Here is a 15,877-nt window from a genome sequence, read left to right on the forward strand (position 1 = left end):
AACCCAACATGGTCGCACACGCCTACACAGTCGCATTCGAAGGCGTCAGCGCGCGCTCTGTTGAAGTGCAATGCGCCGTGACGCCGGGCTTGCCGGCATTCTCTATCGTTGGATTGCCTGACAAAGCCGTTTCCGAAGCCCGCGACCGCGTCCGTGCTGCTCTTTCGTCAATGTCCATCGCGCTGCCGTCCAAGCGGATCACCATTAACCTTTCTCCTGCGGATTTGCCCAAAGAAGGGTCGCATTTCGATCTGCCTATCGCCTTGGCGCTCCTCGCCGCGCTTGATATTTTGCCAGCCGACGAGATTGAGCGCACGATTTCTTTGGGCGAGCTTTCCCTTGACGGAGCATTGGTTCCCGTCGTCGGAGCACTCCCTGCCGCGATGACCGCTGCCCGCGAAGAACGCACTCTTTTATGTCCAGCTGCCTCTGGCGCTGAAGCGGCCTGGGTCGGTGCTGCGCAAGTGATTGCCGCCAAAACACTGGCCGATGTAATCCGGCATTTCACAGGTCAAAGCCCCCTCTCACCCGCAGAGCCAGGGACGGTTTCGGACATTGGAACAGGCAAAGATTTACGAGATGTTAAAGGACAAGAGCGCGCCAAACGTGCGCTCGAAATCGCAGCCGCCGGGCGTCATCACATCCTGTTGGTCGGAACACCCGGTTCTGGAAAATCCATGCTTGCTGCGCGTTTGCCGGGGCTTTTGCCACCGCTCAGCCCTATGGAGGCGTTGGAGACATCCATGATCCATTCGCTTTCTGGCTTGCTTGATGAAGGGGGTATTTCCCGCGTACGCCCTTTTCGCGAACCGCATCACACAGCGTCGATGCCAGCAATAATTGGGGGCGGCCGCAGTGCAAAACCGGGCGAAGTGTCCCTCGCGCATAACGGTGTTTTGTTCATGGATGAGTTTCCAGAATTCCCGCGCCAAGTTTTGGAAACCTTGCGCCAACCCATAGAAACTGGCGAGGTCATGATCGCGCGCGCGAATGCGCATATCAAATACCCTTGCCGCTTCATGCTCGTTGCCGCTGCCAATCCGTGTCGCTGCGGCTATGCCTTTGATCCAGCAAGGGCGTGTTCGAAAATGCCGCTTTGCGCGCAAGATTATATGGGTCGCATCTCTGGTCCGCTCATGGACCGTTTTGATTTGCGCGTTGAAGTGCCGCCAGTCCATTTTACCGATCTTGATCTTCCCAACTCGGGCGAGCGTAGCGAAGATATCGCCAAACGCGTCAGCGCCGCACGCGCGGTGCAAGATACACGATACGAAAAACATAACTGGATACGCACGAACGCCGATGCAGACGGCGAAGTGCTGAAAAGCGCCACCCAGCTTTGCACTGAAGGAAAAGCGTTTTTGACCAAAGGCGCCGAGCGTTTTGGGCTTAGTGCACGCGGGTATCATCGCATTCTTAGGGTGGCGCGCACGATTGCGGATCTTGATCAACACGAATGCATTGCCCCTGCACATATTGCAGAGGCGTTAAGTTTTCGGCTTTCCAGCTTTGAAACTGTGTGACTAGGCGCGTTTTGCCTCAATCGCCTGCCAAATTTTTTCGGCAATGTTGACCCCGTCAAAGCGCTCAAGCTCTTGGATACCCGTAGGGGACGTTACATTGATTTCAGTCAAATAGTCGCCAATCACATCAATCCCGACAAAGACCTGTCCCTTTGCACGCAAAAGCGGACCGATGCGCGCACAAATTTCGAGATCACGCTCAGTCAGCCCAACTTTCTCAGGGCGCCCGCCCACATGCATGTTTGAACGCGTTTCGCCTTTGGCGGGGACACGGTTGATCGCGCCCACGGGTTCCCCATCTACAAGGATCACACGTTTGTCGCCGTTGGACACATCGGGGAGGAATTTCTGCACGATCAGAGGCTCTCGGCTGAACCCCGTGAACAACTCGTGCAGCGACGTGAGATTGCGATCATTCGCATCGAGCCTGAATACGCCCGCACCCCCATTACCGTATAGCGGCTTGAGGATGACATCTTGATGTTTGGCTTTGAACGCCTTGATCGTCTCCAAATCGCGCGCAATTGTCGTGGGTGGCGTTAGGTCAGGAAAATCAAGGACCAACAGTTTTTCAGGATAGTTGCGCACCCAAAACGGGTCATTCACCACAAGCGTCTCAGGATGCACCCGATCCAAAATATGCGTCGTTGTGATGTAGTTCATATCAAAAGGCGGATCTTGGCGCAGCCAAATGACATCCATTTCAGAAAGATCAATTTCGCGTTCTTGTCCTAGATGAACATGATCCCCTTGGATGCGTTGAACGGTGAAATCATGCCCACGCGCGGTGACGCGGCCCTCTTCATAAGCAAGCTTATCGGGGGCATAGTAGAACAACTCATGCCCACGCGATTGCGCCTCTTCAGCCAAGCGAAATGAGCTATCAGCGTCAATGTTGACGTCTGTGATCGGGTCCATTTGAAATGCGATTTTCATGTGCGCGCCTTTGGTCAGTTCCACATCTACATGGAGCAGCGCATCAGCCTGTGCAATGGCAAGCCCTCAGAAATCCCCAATGGCGTTTTCCAAAATATGCACTTCGCCAAAACAATTTACAAATGCAGCGTCAACACGCATGGGAGTGAGAGAGCCCTTTGGCTGCGTCCCTAAATATTCTTCAGCCGCGAGACATATGCGATGCTGCTGGCGGGATGAAATACGTCGTGCTGCATCAGAGAAATTACGCGCCTTTTTGACCTCAACAAAGACAACTTGGTCGCCGTCCTTAAAAATAAGATCAATCTCGCCCGCTTTTCCACGCCAACGCTGAGCAGCAAGGCTATGACCGCGGTGCGCATAGTCTGCTGCAACCTGAAATTCTGCGTTAGCCCCTGCAAGATTTGCAGTTTTACCCATCAGTTTCTTGTTCATTATCGCGATCCAACCCTAGCGCCAATTGATAAACCTTGCGGCGCGGCAGCCCATGTGCCCCCGCCACCATTTCTGAAGCATCGCGAACCGTCATACGAGCAAGCGCATCCCTCAGGTCCGCTTCTAGATCAGAGGCGTTAACAGTTGATTGACCTGCACGGTCAATAATCACGACAATTTCGCCTTTCACCGGTTTTTCTTTCAAAGATTGTGCCAGTTCACTCAAAGATCCCCGCCGGACTTCTTCAAATTTCTTGGTCAATTCACGACACACAGCAGCCGCGCGATCCCCTAAAACTGTCTCGCAATCGACGAGCATTGCAGCGACTCGCTTGGGCGATTCGTAGAAAACGAGCGTGGCTGGAACCTCGCGCAGGGCTTCAATCGCGGAAATCCGCGCAGATTTAGAGTTGGGTAAGAACCCGGCAAACAAAAATTTATCAGTCGGCAATCCGGCAAGAGTTAACGCAGTTGCAATCGCCGTAGGCCCCGGAGCCGAGGTAACAAGATACCCCTCTTCGGATGCCTGCTTGGAAAGATCGTATCCAGGGTCCGCAATCAGCGGCGTTCCAGCTTCGCTCGCATAAGCAACAGATCGCCCTTGCGCCAAGAATTGCATGAGTTTGGGCCGTGCGCGTGCGCCATTGTGATCGTGATAAGACAACATCGGGCGATCCCCTAAAGCTATGCCGTGGATGTCCATCAAGCGGCGCATGGTGCGTGTGTCCTCAGCCGCCAAAACATCTGCAGACGCAAGGATATCAAGGGCACGCAAAGTGATGTCTCGCGCTGTCCCGATAGGCGTTGCAACGAAGTACAAACCTGCGGCCAAATTCACTGTCTTTGCATTCACCTCTGGACCCGCCTTTCATGACGTTTATTATACCGCCAAAGTGACGGCGCAGCTCAGCAGCCGGTCTTCAGGGGGTTACTTAACTATGTTTGCTTTTTTGGGCTCTGCCCGCAAGGCGCTGACGCGCGGTGTTATTTTGTCTGGTGCATTGGCTCTAGCAGCCTGCCAACCGCTTGCACAAGTGGGCGGCGCATTAACAGGTGGTGGCGCAGGCCCAACGATTGACACGTCTGCGCCAGTTCGCGTCGCACTATTGGTTCCCAAATCGAGCAGCGGAGCGGCGCCTGTTGGCAAATCTCTCGAAAACTCAGCACGCTTGGCGATAGCTGACCTGACGAGCGTGAAGATTGATTTGCGTGTTTATGACACAGCGGGTTCCACAGAACAGGCAGCAGCGCTTGCACAAAAGGCTGTCGCAGATGGTGCACAGATCATTCTAGGGCCCTTGTTCGCCGACGCGGCAAATGCCGCGGGCGTAGCGGTTGCTGAGGCAAATGTGAATATTCTCAGCTTCTCTAACAACACGTCCATCGCAGGCGGCAACGTCTTTGTGCTGGGGCCAACGTTCGAGAATACAGCAAATCGCATCATGGGTTTTGCCAAACGTCAGGGTAAATCCAAGGTCGTCATCGCGCATCCGAACAACATTGAAGGTCAGTTCGGCCGCAACGCAGTCCAGCAAGCCGCCGCGCGCCATGGCATCGAAGTGGCTTCTGTAAACGGGTTCGAGTTCAGCCAGCCGGGCGTTGTCGCGGTCGTGCCCCAGATCAAGGCAGCCTTGGCCAGCACGGGCGCGGATACGTTGATGCTTACATCCAATTCCGCAGGCGCATTACCTTTGCTTGCGCAAATGTTGCCGGAAGCAGGCGTGAACCCAAGCAGCATTCAATATACAGGCTTAGGTCGCTGGGACGTTCCAGCCCAAACGCGCGAATTGCCGGGCTTGCAAAATGGCTGGTTCACAATGCCAGATCAAGCACAGATCCAGAACTTTGAAGCACGCTACACGCAGGCTTACGGCACAGCACCACACCAGTTGGCAGGACTTGCGTATGATGGCATTGCGGCAATCGGCGCGCTTGTCGAAGCAGGCAATCGTAAAGCATTGACTGCAGACGCATTAACGCAAGGGGCAGGCTTCCAAGGGGTTGCGGGTGCCTTCCGTTTGCGCCCCAATGGAACAAACGAGCGCGCGCTTTCTGTTGCGATGGTGCGAGACAAACAGGTGGTAATCATTGACCCGGCCCCAACCAAATTCGCAGGCCCAGGATTCTGAGCCTAAGGTGAAAGTAACACTCTCTGCGCCGGACGATCTGATCTGTCCGGCGCAAGACATCTTTGATCAGACTGTTATTGTGGCAGCGATCAATCATGACATTGCACAGAGCACATCTGCGATGGACACGCGTAAAGCAGTGGTCAAACATTTGAACGCCGCGCGCGATATCGGGATGAAAGTCATTGCGGATCGTTTTGGGGCCGAGCCGTTTCTTGCACGGCGCATGACGCGCTCTTATACCTATCTGACTGATTGCCTTGTCAAAATCGCGTTTGAAGTCGCAACACAAGTGCTGCATCCATTGCCCAACCCGACCGAGCAGGAACGCATAGCAGTTATTGCTGTTGGTGGTTACGGTCGCGGCGAGATGGCTCCGCAATCCGACGTAGATTTGTTGTTTATCACGCCTTACAAGATAACGCCTTGGGCGGAGAGCGTGATCGAATCCATGCTCTACATCCTATGGGACTTGCGCCTGAAAGTTGGACACTCAAGCCGCACAATTCCCGACTGTATCCGGCTTGGTGGTGAAGATTTCACCATTCGCACAGCAATGCTGGAGCACCGTTATTTGACCGGTGATACCCCTTTGGCGGAAAAACTCGAAACGCGGCTCTGGGAGGATCTTTTCTCAGGCTCTTCACGTGAGTTCATCGAAGCAAAGCTAGAAGAGCGCGAGATACGCCACAATAAACAAGGCGGGCAGCGCTACGTTGTCGAGCCCAATGTCAAAGAGGGCAAGGGCGGTCTGCGCGACCTGCAATCGCTATTTTGGATCGCAAAGTATGTGCATGGCGTGCAAGATGTTGCCGACCTTGTCGCCGTTGGTGTCTTTACGGATGACGATTTCAAAACCTTTGAAGACGCGGAGACCTTTTTGTGGGCTGTGCGTGGGCATCTTCATCTTATCGCGCGTCGTCCAATGGAGCAGCTTACCTTCGATCTGCAGGTCGAAGTGGCTGCAAAGATGGGCTACAAAGACGCACGCGGGCGGCGTGATGTAGAAATCTTTATGCAAGATTTCTTCCGGCATGCCACAGCTGTCGGCGATCTTACCCGCATATTCCTAACAAAACTCGAAGCGATGCACGCCAAAAGCGAGCCTTTGCTGGAACGTATTTTCCGTCGTCGCCCAAAGATGAAAGCAGGATATATTGTCGTGCACGGGCGTCTTGCTATTGCCGATCCTGACGCGTTCATGAGCGACAAACTCAACATTCTGCGTCTGTTCGAAGAAGCATTGCGCACGGGAATGTTGATCCATCCGGATGCTATGCTTTTGCTCAAAGCCAATCTGCCTTTGATCGACGATGCGATGCGCAATGACCCTGAAGCGCGGCGCATTTTCCTTGATTTGATGCTCAAACACGGAAATCCAGAACGCGCTTTGCGGCGCATGAATGAGTTGGGCGTACTGGGCGCATTTATCCCCGAGTTCGAAGTCATCGTCGCGATGATGCAATTCAATATGTATCACCACTACACAGTGGATGAGCATACGATCCAATGCATCCGCAACTTGTTCGAAATCGAAAGCGGTGATCTCGAAGAAGAGCTGCCAATCTCTACCGAAATTCTGACCAAAGATATCAATCGCAAGGTTCTTTATGTCGCCATGCTTTTGCACGATATCGGCAAAGGACGCCAAGAAGATCACTCGATCCTCGGGGCGCAGATCGCGCGCAAAGTTGCGCCGCGACTTGGGCTGAACAAAGCTGACTCTGAAACTGTGGAATGGCTGGTACGCTACCACTTGCTCATGTCTGACATGGCGCAGAAACGCGATATTGCTGATCCACGTACCGTTCGAGGTTTTGCAAAGGCCGTTAAGGACGTTAAAAGGCTCGATCTGCTAACGGTTCTCACTGTCTGTGATATTCGCGGCGTTGGGCCTGATACGTGGAACAATTGGAAAGCGGTTCTGATCCGCGCGCTTTACCGTCAGACGCGCCATGCGCTTGAAAATGGGCTTGAAGATCTCAACCGCGAACAACGTGGTACAGATGCGAAACGCGCGCTGCGCGAAGCGCTTGTGGATTGGCCCAAAAAGGACCTCAAGATCGAGACCGCCCGCCACTACGCCCCGTATTGGCAAGGTTTTCACATCACAGCTCATGTCATTTTCGCGCGGCTTTTACGCGATATCGAAACAGGCAAGATCGCTATTGATATCCACCCCGATGAAGATCGGGACGCAACCCGTGTTTGCTTTGCACTGGAAGATCACCCGGGTATTTTCTCTCGCTTGGCAGGTGCACTTGCGCTGGTTGGCGCGAATGTTGTGGATGCGCGCACGTTTACATCAAACGATGGCTACGCCACTGCCGCGTTCTGGATCCAAGACGGCGATGATGGCCCCTACGAGAAAGCGCGCATTCCTCGTCTGAGAAAAATGATCGAAAGGACCTTGAGCGGCGAAGTCGTCGCAAAGGATGCTATTGTAGATCGCGACAAAATTAAAAAGCGCGAACGCGCGTTTAAAGTCCCGACGCATATCATTTTTGATAATGACGGCTCAGAGATTTATACAATCATCGAAGTCGACACGCGGGATCGGCCCGGTCTGCTCTATGATTTGACCCGCTGCCTTGCCAGTATGAACGTCTATATTTCCTCTGCTGTGATTGCGACTTACGGTGAACAAGTCGTGGATACGTTCTATGTAAAGGATATGTTCGGTTTGAAATACCACGCCGCAAGCAAGCAACGCTCACTTGAGAAAAAGCTGCGCGAAGCAATTTCGCAAGGTGCTGAGAGGGCCAAGAACGCATGAGCGCCGGGAAAATGATGTCGGGAATTTTTACAGTTGGCATCTGGACCTTGCTCAGCCGCGTGCTTGGCTTTTTGCGCGATGCTTTGATCTTGTCCTACCTGGGTACAGGTCCCGCCTATCAAGCGTTCGTTGTCGCGTTTCGCTTGCCCAATATGTTCCGCCGCTTTTTTGCAGAAGGGGCGTTCAACCTAGCGTTTGTGCCGATGTTCTCAAAACGGCTCGAGTCTGATGATCAGCCTAACGCCTTCGCCAATGAAGCCTTTTCTGGCCTTGCGACGATCCTCATCGGGCTAACGGTTATCGCGCAGATTTTTATGCCTTGGCTGGTCTATGCCCTCGCCAGCGGCTTTGTCGGCACGGAAACCTTTGATCTTTCCGTCATCTTTGGGCGCATCGCCTTTCCTTATATTCTGTTTATCTCTCTTGCTGCTTTGGCCTCTGGTGTATTGAACGCATCGGGTCGCTTTGCTGCCGCGGCCGCTGCGCCTGTGCTTTTGAACGTGCTACTGGTCAGTGCAATCATTTTCGCGGCTACCGCTGGTTTTGACGTCGCTTATGCACTCATATGGATGATCCCGTTTGCGGGCTTTGCGCAACTCGTCCTCGTCTGGATCGCCGCCAAGCGCGCGGGGATCACTTTGCGTCTACAACGCCCACGGTTCACGCCTGATATGAAGCACCTTACCAAGATCGCTATTCCAGCGGCGATGGCAGGTGGTGTGATGCAAATTAACTTGCTCGTCGGGCAGCAAGTGGCGAGCTATTTTGATCGCGCGGTCGGCTGGCTCTTTGCGGCGGATCGTCTCTATCAACTGCCCCTCGGCGTCGTAGGCATTGCTGTTGGTATCGTTCTTTTGCCGGACCTTGCGCGCCGCCTTCAATCTGGTGACGACGCAGGTGCCAAGGATGCGTTTTCGCGCGCGACTGAAATCTCACTTGCCCTTACAATCCCGGCTTCCGTTGCTTTGATGGTCATCCCGTTGCCGCTTGTTCGGGTGTTGTTCGAGCGCGGGGCGATGACGACAGACGACAGTGCCGCAATCGCGGTCGCGGTGGCAATCTATGGCCTCGGGCTCCCGGCATTCGTTTTGCAAAAGACTTTGCAACCTCTGTTCTATGCCCGCGAAGATACGAAATCCCCGTTCCGTTTTGCCATTGTCGCGATGTTCGTGAACGCAGTCCTTGCTTTTGGCCTTGCGCCCTATATCGGCTGGATTGCGCCTGCAATTGCGACAACGTTTGCGGGTTGGATCATGGTGCTGTGCCTTGCACTCGGCACGCGCCCGATGGGCGATGTTGCGCGGTTTGATGCGCAGCTGAGACGTCGTATTTGGCGGATTTGTGTGGCTTCAGGTGCCATGGGCACAATTCTTTGGAGCGCGAGTGCCTCGATGTCTACGTTCCTTGGTATGGCCGGTTGGCGCTACCTCGCGCTGGCCATTCTGGTTGGGATCGGGATTGGCAGTTACTTTCTGATCGCGCATCTCATTGGTGCGATCCGTTTGTCAGAACTCAAAGGGGCGATGCGCAGGGGCCGTTAATCGCGCCGCATCTTTTCGCGCAGGCGTGTGAACCCACCGGGGCTAACGATGAAAGACAGTGCAAATCCTGTGATGAAGCCGACGACGTCCGCAAGCCAATCATTCTGCACCCCAAAGAGCAGACCAAAGATCAGCTGAATGCCCATCAAGAACCCGATGAGCGTAAAGGCCTGTACCTGCTGCGCACCCATTTGCCCGAGCCTGAGCCAAAGCAAATATGTGAACGCACCGATCAAGCCATAGACACCGGGGAACCCACCAATCAGCGGCGCTTGATCATCGAGCAGAAGCGCATAGGCAAGCGCGCCGAAGGTGCCCGAGACAATAAAGACCGCGAGCGTTGCGAACCCCGTGAAGACCTCGCCCACCATTTTGCCGAGCGCCAAGAGCATCACGCAGACGAAAAGCGCGTGCATGAAGCTGCCGTGCACGAACATATAGCTGACAAAGCGGATCAGATGTTCTGTCGGCCACTGGCTGTTGTTCCACATCCAATCGAAAATCGGACCCGAGAACGCGTAAGTTTGCAGCGCCTCTAAACGCCAACCAATGCCGCCTGCCCCGCCAATCAAACCACGCGAAGCGAGCGAAAAAATTGCTTCAATCCCGATAATCATCAGGAAAAGCGCGACCACAACGGGCGGCAAAGGGTTCACCGGAGAGATGAGCTCTGGTTCATGATCGTGATCTTCGGACATATGGAGGAACCTGCTTAACTTGACGATACTGCCCCTCCTAGGTAGATCAGCCAGACCCTTAATTCCAGATGGAGAATTATCATGACAGAGGTGGTCCACACACCCCGTGTCTTTTCAGGCATTCAGCCTTCCGGCGGCCTGACCCTTGGCAACTATCTTGGCGCGATCAAGCGCTTTGTCGATATGCAGGAAAGCGGCATTGAAACGCTGTACTGCATGGTCGATTTACATGCCATCACCGTCTGGCAAGACCCTGCTGATCTGCGCCACAACACCCGCGAATTGGCTGCTGGCTATATTGCGGCTGGGCTTGATCCAAGCAAATCCATCCTGTTCAACCAAAGCCAAGTCAGTGCACACGCAGAGCTTGGCTGGCTCTTTAGCTGCATCGCCCGCATGGGCTGGATGAAGCGTATGACCCAGTTCAAGGACAAGGCGGGCAAGAATGCTGAGAACGCATCCCTTGGATTGTTCGGCTATCCTGCGCTGATGGCTGCGGATATTTTGATCTATCACTCTACGCATGTTCCAGTCGGAGAGGATCAAAAGCAGCACTTGGAATTAACCCGCGACGTCGCGGCAAAGTTCAATCATGATTTCGGCGTGGATTTTTTCCCGATGACCGAGCCTGTGATTGAGGGTGCTGCGACGCGTGTAATGTCGCTTCGCGATGGGTCTAAGAAGATGTCAAAGTCTGATCCCTCTGATGCATCACGGATCAATATGACCGACGACGCGGACACGATTGCCAAGAAGATCCGCAAGGCGAAGACCGATCCGGATGCCTTGCCTTCCGAAGTAGAGGGTTTGAGCGAGCGTCCCGAAGCGCGCAATCTGGTAAACATCTTTGCCGCTTTGTCGGACATGGATGTGGATGCGGTTTTGAGCGACGTTGGCGGCAAGCAGTTCTCTGAATTCAAGCCGATGCTGGTTGACTTGGCAGTTGAGAAGCTGTCCCCGATCAGCACCGAAATGGCGCGTTTGATGAATGATCCGGCTGAGATTGATCGTATTTTGGGTGAAGGTTCTGGCCGCGCGCGCGCGATTGCGACTCCGATTCTGGAAAAAACTTATGATATCGTTGGCATGATCCGCTCTTGATCTCATAGTGCGCCCAAGGGCGCGCTTTATAAGCTCTGCCTGAAGGGGCAGAGCGGTTTTTGGATATTTTTGAAGAGAGGAAGATCATGGCAACGGGAACGAAAATTCGGACGTTTTACGAAGGCGCTTGGCATGATGAAGACCTCAAGATTATGCGCGCCGCGGATCACGGGTCGTGGCTTGGAACGACCGTATTCGACGGTGCGCGCTATGTGAATGGCCGCGCTCCTGATCTGGAACCGCATCTTGCTCGTGTGAACCAGTCTGCCAGTGCTTTGATGATCACACCGACGGTCACCACTGAGGATATGCTGGAAATTGTGCGCGACGGGCTCAAAGCCTATTCCCCGGAAGAGGCGGTTTATATTCGTCCCATGTATTGGGCCTTGGACGGCGATGAAATGGGCATTGTGCCGCGTGAAAACCGGACAGGTTTTGCCATCTGTCTGGAGGCCATTCCGATGGCTCCTGAGAGTGCCGCTACTACGCTTTGTACGACAAGGTTCCGACGTCCTGTGCAAGAGGACAATGTCGTGAATGCAAAGGCGGGCTGTCTTTATCCCAACAATGCCCGCATGTTGGCAGAGGCGCGCAGCAAGGGGTTTGGCAATGCTTTGGTTGCGGATGTGATGGGCAATGTCGCAGAGACCGCGACTGCGAATGTGTTTATGGTTAAAGACGGCGAAGTCTTTACCCCGATTGCCAATGGCACATTTTTGTCAGGCATAACCCGTGCGCGTCATATCGCGAATTTTGCACAGGATGGTGTTAAAGTGCACGAAAAAGTCCTGACATTCGCGGATTTCAGCGCAGCAGATGAAGTGTTCCTGAGCGGCAATATGAGCAAGATCACCCCCGTGACTGCCTTTGAAGATCGCCAGTATCAAGTTGGTCCCATGACCAAACGCGCACGCGAGATGTATTGGGATTGGGCCGCGTCCCAACCGCTTTAATTGCTGTGACGAAAAGCCGTTGCGCAGACATATGCCTTGCGTCATGATCCTGAGCAGCGTGCAAGGAGCAACGATATGCGGAAATTTCTGGTAGTCCTCGACGATAGCCGTGAATGCTTGAATGCAATGCGGTTTGCAGCGATGCGCGCGGCTCATACGGGTGGTGGCGTAGAGATCCTGTCGGTGATCCCGCCGGACGAGTTTAACCACTGGATTGGCATTGGTGACATCATGCGCGAAGAAGCGCGGGAGCGTATTCATGCGCATTTCGAGGTCTTCGCGAAGTGGATGCGCGATAAGCAAGGGGTCGACCCCGAACTGGTCATTCGTGAGGGCGATCCGGTCGAGCAAATTTTAGCACAATGCAGAGATGACGACGAAGTTGGGGTTCTGGTGCTTGGCGCGAGTTCCGACAAAAAGGGCCCCGGCCCTTTGGTGACGCAATTGACCAAGAATTCAGGTACGCTCGATATTCCGATCACGATTGTTCCAGGCGAGTTGAGTAAAGAGCGCCTCGAAGCGATCACATAATAGATGGGCCAGCATATTTCTGCCGTGGCTTTGGTCGTGCCCGACTACGATGCTGGCATCGCGTTTTATGTCGACACACTTGGCTTTGATCTGATCGAGGACACCCAGCAAAGCGAGACAAAACGTTGGGTGCTGATAGCACCAAAAGGGGCTCAAACGCGGCTTTTGCTTGCTAGAGCGAACGGTGATACGCAAAGCGCAGCGATTGGCAATCAGACAGGCGGGCGCGTCGGGTTCTTTTTGCACACAGATGATTTTGACGCAGACTTTGCGCGGATGAGTGCGGCAGGCGTTCTTTTTGAAGAAGAACCACGCCATGAGCCATACGGCAGTGTCGCTGTGTTTCGCGATCCATTTGGCAATCGTTGGGACTTGCTCCAGCTCACCAGCTAGTTTAGAATTATTCTAAACATTGACAAAGTGCTGTGCGCTTCACATATCTAGCGCAGATTGACGGAGAGATGCCCATGTTCATTCAGACAGAATCCACGCCCAACCCAGCGACACTGAAATTCCTGCCCGGTCAAACGGTTTTGGAGATGGGCACAGCCGATTTCCCAAGTGCTGTCGGCGCTGAGGTTTCCCCGCTCGCGGCACGGATTTTCGCAGTGGATGGCGTAAGTGGTGTGTTCTTTGGAACAGACTTCGTTACCGTCACCAAGACAGACGCTGTTGAGTGGGACCACATTAAGCCTGCACTACTTGGCGCGATCATGGAGCACTTCCAATCCGGCGCGGCTGTAATGGCAGGCGATACCGCTCAGCCGAACTCTGGTCATGCGGAACATACCGGCGAAGACGGTGAAATCGTAGGTCAGATCAAAGAGCTGCTGGATAGCCGCGTCCGCCCAGCGGTTGCGCAAGATGGTGGCGACATCACATTCCACGGTTTTGAGCGCGGCATCGTGTATCTTCACATGCAAGGCGCCTGTGCGGGTTGCCCATCATCTACTTTGACGTTGAAAATGGGCATCGAAAACCTGTTGCGCCACTACATTCCCGAAGTTACCGAAGTGCGCCCCGTCGCTGTCTAAGTGATTGGGAATGATTGTTCTCGGCTTTGATACGAGTGCAGCGCACGTAGCGGCAGCGCTTTTGCGAGACGGCGAAATTATTGCAACCGCGCGGGAAGAGATGTCGCGCGGACAAGCGGAGCGCCTGATGGTGTTGCTTGAAGAACTCTTGGCACAAAACACTCATGTATGGAGCGATCTTGACGCCATTGGCGTCGGCGTGGGCCCTGGAAATTTCACAGGCATCCGTGTGTCTGTCAGTGCCGCGCGCGGTCTTGCGCTGGGGCTGGGGATCCCTGCAATTGGGGTGAACCGGTTTGATGTGATTAAGTCAGCGTTTGGTGAGGCTGGCGTGCCTTGCGTTTCTGCTCCGCAAGACAAGGTTTATGTCAAAGAGACCGATAAAGAGCCGCGCTTGATTGCGCTTGATCACGCGCAAATGCTCGGCCAGCCGCTTGTGTTTGAGCCCGAAGACTTCAACCCTGCAGCAACAATCGCAAGACTTGCGGCGATGCAGATTGGTGAAGCACATCCAAGGCCCGCGCCGCTCTACATCAAGTCCGCAGATGCGGCCCCAGCGCGCGATGCACCGCCACGGATTGTGCCGTGACGCCAATCGAACTGGAAGTTTTGCACGCAAAAGCGAGTGAAAGCCCTTGGAGCGCGCGCAGTTTTGAACAGCAACTTGCGCAACCCGGTGCAATTTTGGCGACGTATCCGCATGCGTTTGCCCTTGGTTGTGTAACGTTGGACGAAGCCGAATTGTTGCAAATCGCGACTGATCCTTCATATCAACGTAAGGGATGCGGGCGCATGATGCTGGATCAATTCGAAACTCTTGCACGTGAACGCGACTGCACGCGACTGCTGCTTGAGGTGGCCGCGCACAACGCTCCGGCAATTGCGCTCTACACTAAAGCGGGTTGGCAACTCGACGGGGTGCGTGCGAAATATTACCGCCTTAAAAACGGGCAACGTGCTGATGCTTTGCTCATGTCGAAAAGCATCTGAAAAAAGATGCTTCGGCCCTGCATCCACTGACGTTAAGTCAAGACCAACAGACGCTCTCTGCCAATCAAAAACATTAAGAATCGGTTGACCCCGTCCGCTCTGTGCGCCCTAATCCCGCAATGAGCGCGCGACCTCTCGCGCACGGTGTGAATTGGCCTGTTACCAATTCAACGCCCTCACACAAAAACAACTGGGAGACTTCAATGTCTGTAATGCACAAAATTCTAGGCGGCGCTGCTGCTCTGGCACTTTCAGCCGGAACGCTCGTCGCTGAGCCTGCGATGATCTTCGATCTTGGTGGCAAGTTCGACAAATCCTTTAACGAATCCGCGTTTGCTGGCGCGCAGCGTTGGGCAGAAGAAACAGGCGGCACATTCCGCGAGATCGAGCTTCAGTCTGAAGCTCAGCGTGAGCAAGCACTGCGTCGTTTCGCAGAAGCAGGTTCTAACCCGATCGTCATGACCGGTTTCGCCTTTGGCAACGTTTTGGCTGAAGTTGCGCCTGACTATCCTGACACTAAGTTCGCGATCATCGACATGGTTGTTGATCAGCCAAACGTGCGCTCTGTTGTTTTCAACGAGCATGAGGGTTCCTACCTCGTCGGCATGATGGCTGCGATGGCGTCCAAGTCCAACACAGTTGGCTTCATTGGCGGCATGGACATCCCACTGATCCGCAAGTTCGCTTGTGGCTACGCACAGGGTGTCATGGCGGCAAACGCAGACGCGACAGTTGTTGCAAACATGACAGGCACGACACCTGCAGCTTGGAATGATCCGGTAAAGGGTTCCGAGTTGACGAAAGCACAGATCAGCCAAGGCGCGGACGTTGTGTATGCAGCGGCAGGCGGCACAGGCGTTGGTGTTCTTCAAACAGCAGCGGATGAGGGCATCTTGTCCATTGGCGTCGATTCCAACCAGAACTACCTGCACCCGGGCAAAGTTCTGACATCCATGATGAAGCGTGTTGATAACGCTGTGTATCAGGCAATGACAGACGGTCCTGACATGGAAACAGGCTTTAACGTCATGGGTATCGCCAATGGCGGCATCGGTTACGCGATGGATGAGAACAACGCGTCCCTCGTGTCTGCTGACATGCAGAAAATGGTTGATGATGCGGCTGCGAAGATCTCTTCCGGCGAGCTGATGGTCCACGACTACATGTCCGACGACAGCTGCCCAGCGCTAAGCTTCTAAGCTTAACTGGTACGCAAGACTAGAAAGGCCG

The 15,877-nt window shown here is 54.1% G+C and carries 16 protein-coding genes; 12 read left to right on the top strand and 4 right to left on the bottom strand.

The window, feature by feature from the left end; all coding sequences use genetic code 11:
• The first annotated feature begins 8 nt into the window (after positions 1-8).
• On the top strand, positions 9-1,523 hold the full coding sequence (locus PFRI_RS11590; RefSeq protein WP_072630871.1) for a YifB family Mg chelatase-like AAA ATPase: 1,515 nt from the start codon (positions 9-11) through the stop codon (positions 1,521-1,523).
• Here PFRI_RS11590 and gshB read toward each other — a convergent pair whose 3' ends face one another.
• From gshB to rsmI, 3 genes are all read right to left on the bottom strand, one after another.
• Positions 1,524-2,459 (bottom strand): glutathione synthase, encoded by a 936-nt coding sequence (gene gshB / locus PFRI_RS11595; protein ID WP_072630872.1) that lies wholly within the window; start codon positions 2,457-2,459, stop codon positions 1,524-1,526.
• 66 nt (positions 2,460-2,525) lie between these two features.
• Entirely contained in the window at positions 2,526-2,894 is a 369-nt protein-coding gene (locus PFRI_RS11600) for a YraN family protein (protein WP_072630873.1), read from the bottom strand.
• Positions 2,872-3,747, bottom strand: a complete 876-nt coding sequence (gene rsmI / locus PFRI_RS11605) for a 16S rRNA (cytidine(1402)-2'-O)-methyltransferase (RefSeq protein ID WP_072630874.1) — start codon at positions 3,745-3,747, stop codon at positions 2,872-2,874. The genes PFRI_RS11600 and rsmI overlap by 23 nt, the downstream gene beginning before the upstream one ends.
• 85 nt (positions 3,748-3,832) lie before the next feature.
• Here rsmI and PFRI_RS11610 point away from each other — a divergent pair, with 85 nt between their 5' ends.
• The 3 genes from PFRI_RS11610 to murJ are packed head-to-tail and all read left to right on the top strand — an operon-like array spanning position 3,833 to position 9,340.
• Positions 3,833-5,023, top strand: a complete 1,191-nt coding sequence (locus PFRI_RS11610; RefSeq protein ID WP_072630875.1) for a penicillin-binding protein activator — start codon at positions 3,833-3,835, stop codon at positions 5,021-5,023.
• Between the two features lie 7 nt (positions 5,024-5,030).
• Entirely contained in the window at positions 5,031-7,799 is a 2,769-nt protein-coding gene (locus PFRI_RS11615; protein WP_111445379.1) for a [protein-PII] uridylyltransferase, read from the top strand.
• Positions 7,796-9,340, top strand: a complete 1,545-nt coding sequence (gene murJ / locus PFRI_RS11620; protein WP_072630877.1) for a murein biosynthesis integral membrane protein MurJ — start codon at positions 7,796-7,798, stop codon at positions 9,338-9,340. Before PFRI_RS11615 ends, murJ begins: the two co-directional genes overlap by 4 nt.
• On the opposite strand, the gene PFRI_RS11625 is transcribed toward murJ, so the two are convergent.
• Positions 9,337-10,038, bottom strand: coding sequence for a rhomboid family intramembrane serine protease (locus PFRI_RS11625; RefSeq protein WP_072630878.1), 702 nt, complete (start codon positions 10,036-10,038; stop codon positions 9,337-9,339). The genes murJ and PFRI_RS11625 overlap by 4 nt on opposite strands.
• Before the next feature lie 81 nt (positions 10,039-10,119).
• On the opposite strand from PFRI_RS11625, the gene trpS reads away from it, so the two are divergent.
• The 8 genes from trpS (at position 10,120) to PFRI_RS11665 (ending at position 15,846) form a co-directional block, all read left to right on the top strand.
• Positions 10,120-11,139 (top strand): tryptophan--tRNA ligase, encoded by a 1,020-nt coding sequence (trpS, locus tag PFRI_RS11630; RefSeq protein WP_072630879.1) that lies wholly within the window; start codon positions 10,120-10,122, stop codon positions 11,137-11,139.
• An 86-nt stretch (positions 11,140-11,225) separates the two neighbouring features.
• Positions 11,226-12,092, top strand: a complete 867-nt coding sequence (locus tag PFRI_RS11635; protein ID WP_072630880.1) for a branched-chain amino acid aminotransferase — start codon at positions 11,226-11,228, stop codon at positions 12,090-12,092.
• A gap of 75 nt (positions 12,093-12,167) precedes the next feature.
• A complete protein-coding gene (locus PFRI_RS11640) occupies positions 12,168-12,623 on the top strand; it encodes a universal stress protein (RefSeq protein ID WP_072630881.1) in 456 nt (151 codons plus the stop codon).
• A gap of 3 nt (positions 12,624-12,626) precedes the next feature.
• Complete coding sequence (locus PFRI_RS11645; protein WP_072630882.1) at positions 12,627-13,016, top strand: VOC family protein; 390 nt, start codon at positions 12,627-12,629, stop codon at positions 13,014-13,016.
• A 74-nt stretch (positions 13,017-13,090) separates the two neighbouring features.
• The gene (locus tag PFRI_RS11650; RefSeq protein WP_072630883.1) at positions 13,091-13,657 is read left to right on the top strand and encodes a NifU family protein; all 567 of its coding nucleotides are present in this window, start codon (positions 13,091-13,093) and stop codon (positions 13,655-13,657) included.
• Between the two features lie 10 nt (positions 13,658-13,667).
• Positions 13,668-14,246 (top strand): tRNA (adenosine(37)-N6)-threonylcarbamoyltransferase complex dimerization subunit type 1 TsaB, encoded by a 579-nt coding sequence (tsaB, locus tag PFRI_RS11655; RefSeq protein WP_072630884.1) that lies wholly within the window; start codon positions 13,668-13,670, stop codon positions 14,244-14,246.
• The gene (locus tag PFRI_RS11660) at positions 14,243-14,647 is read left to right on the top strand and encodes a GNAT family N-acetyltransferase (protein ID WP_072630885.1); all 405 of its coding nucleotides are present in this window, start codon (positions 14,243-14,245) and stop codon (positions 14,645-14,647) included. Before tsaB ends, PFRI_RS11660 begins: the two co-directional genes overlap by 4 nt.
• Positions 14,648-14,850: 203 nt before the next feature.
• Entirely contained in the window at positions 14,851-15,846 is a 996-nt protein-coding gene (locus PFRI_RS11665) for a BMP family lipoprotein (RefSeq protein WP_072630886.1), read from the top strand.
• Positions 15,847-15,877 lie beyond the last annotated feature (31 nt).

Origin of the sequence: Planktotalea frisia (genome assembly GCF_001890925.1) — a bacterium.
Classification (GTDB): domain Bacteria; phylum Pseudomonadota; class Alphaproteobacteria; order Rhodobacterales; family Rhodobacteraceae; genus Planktotalea; species Planktotalea frisia.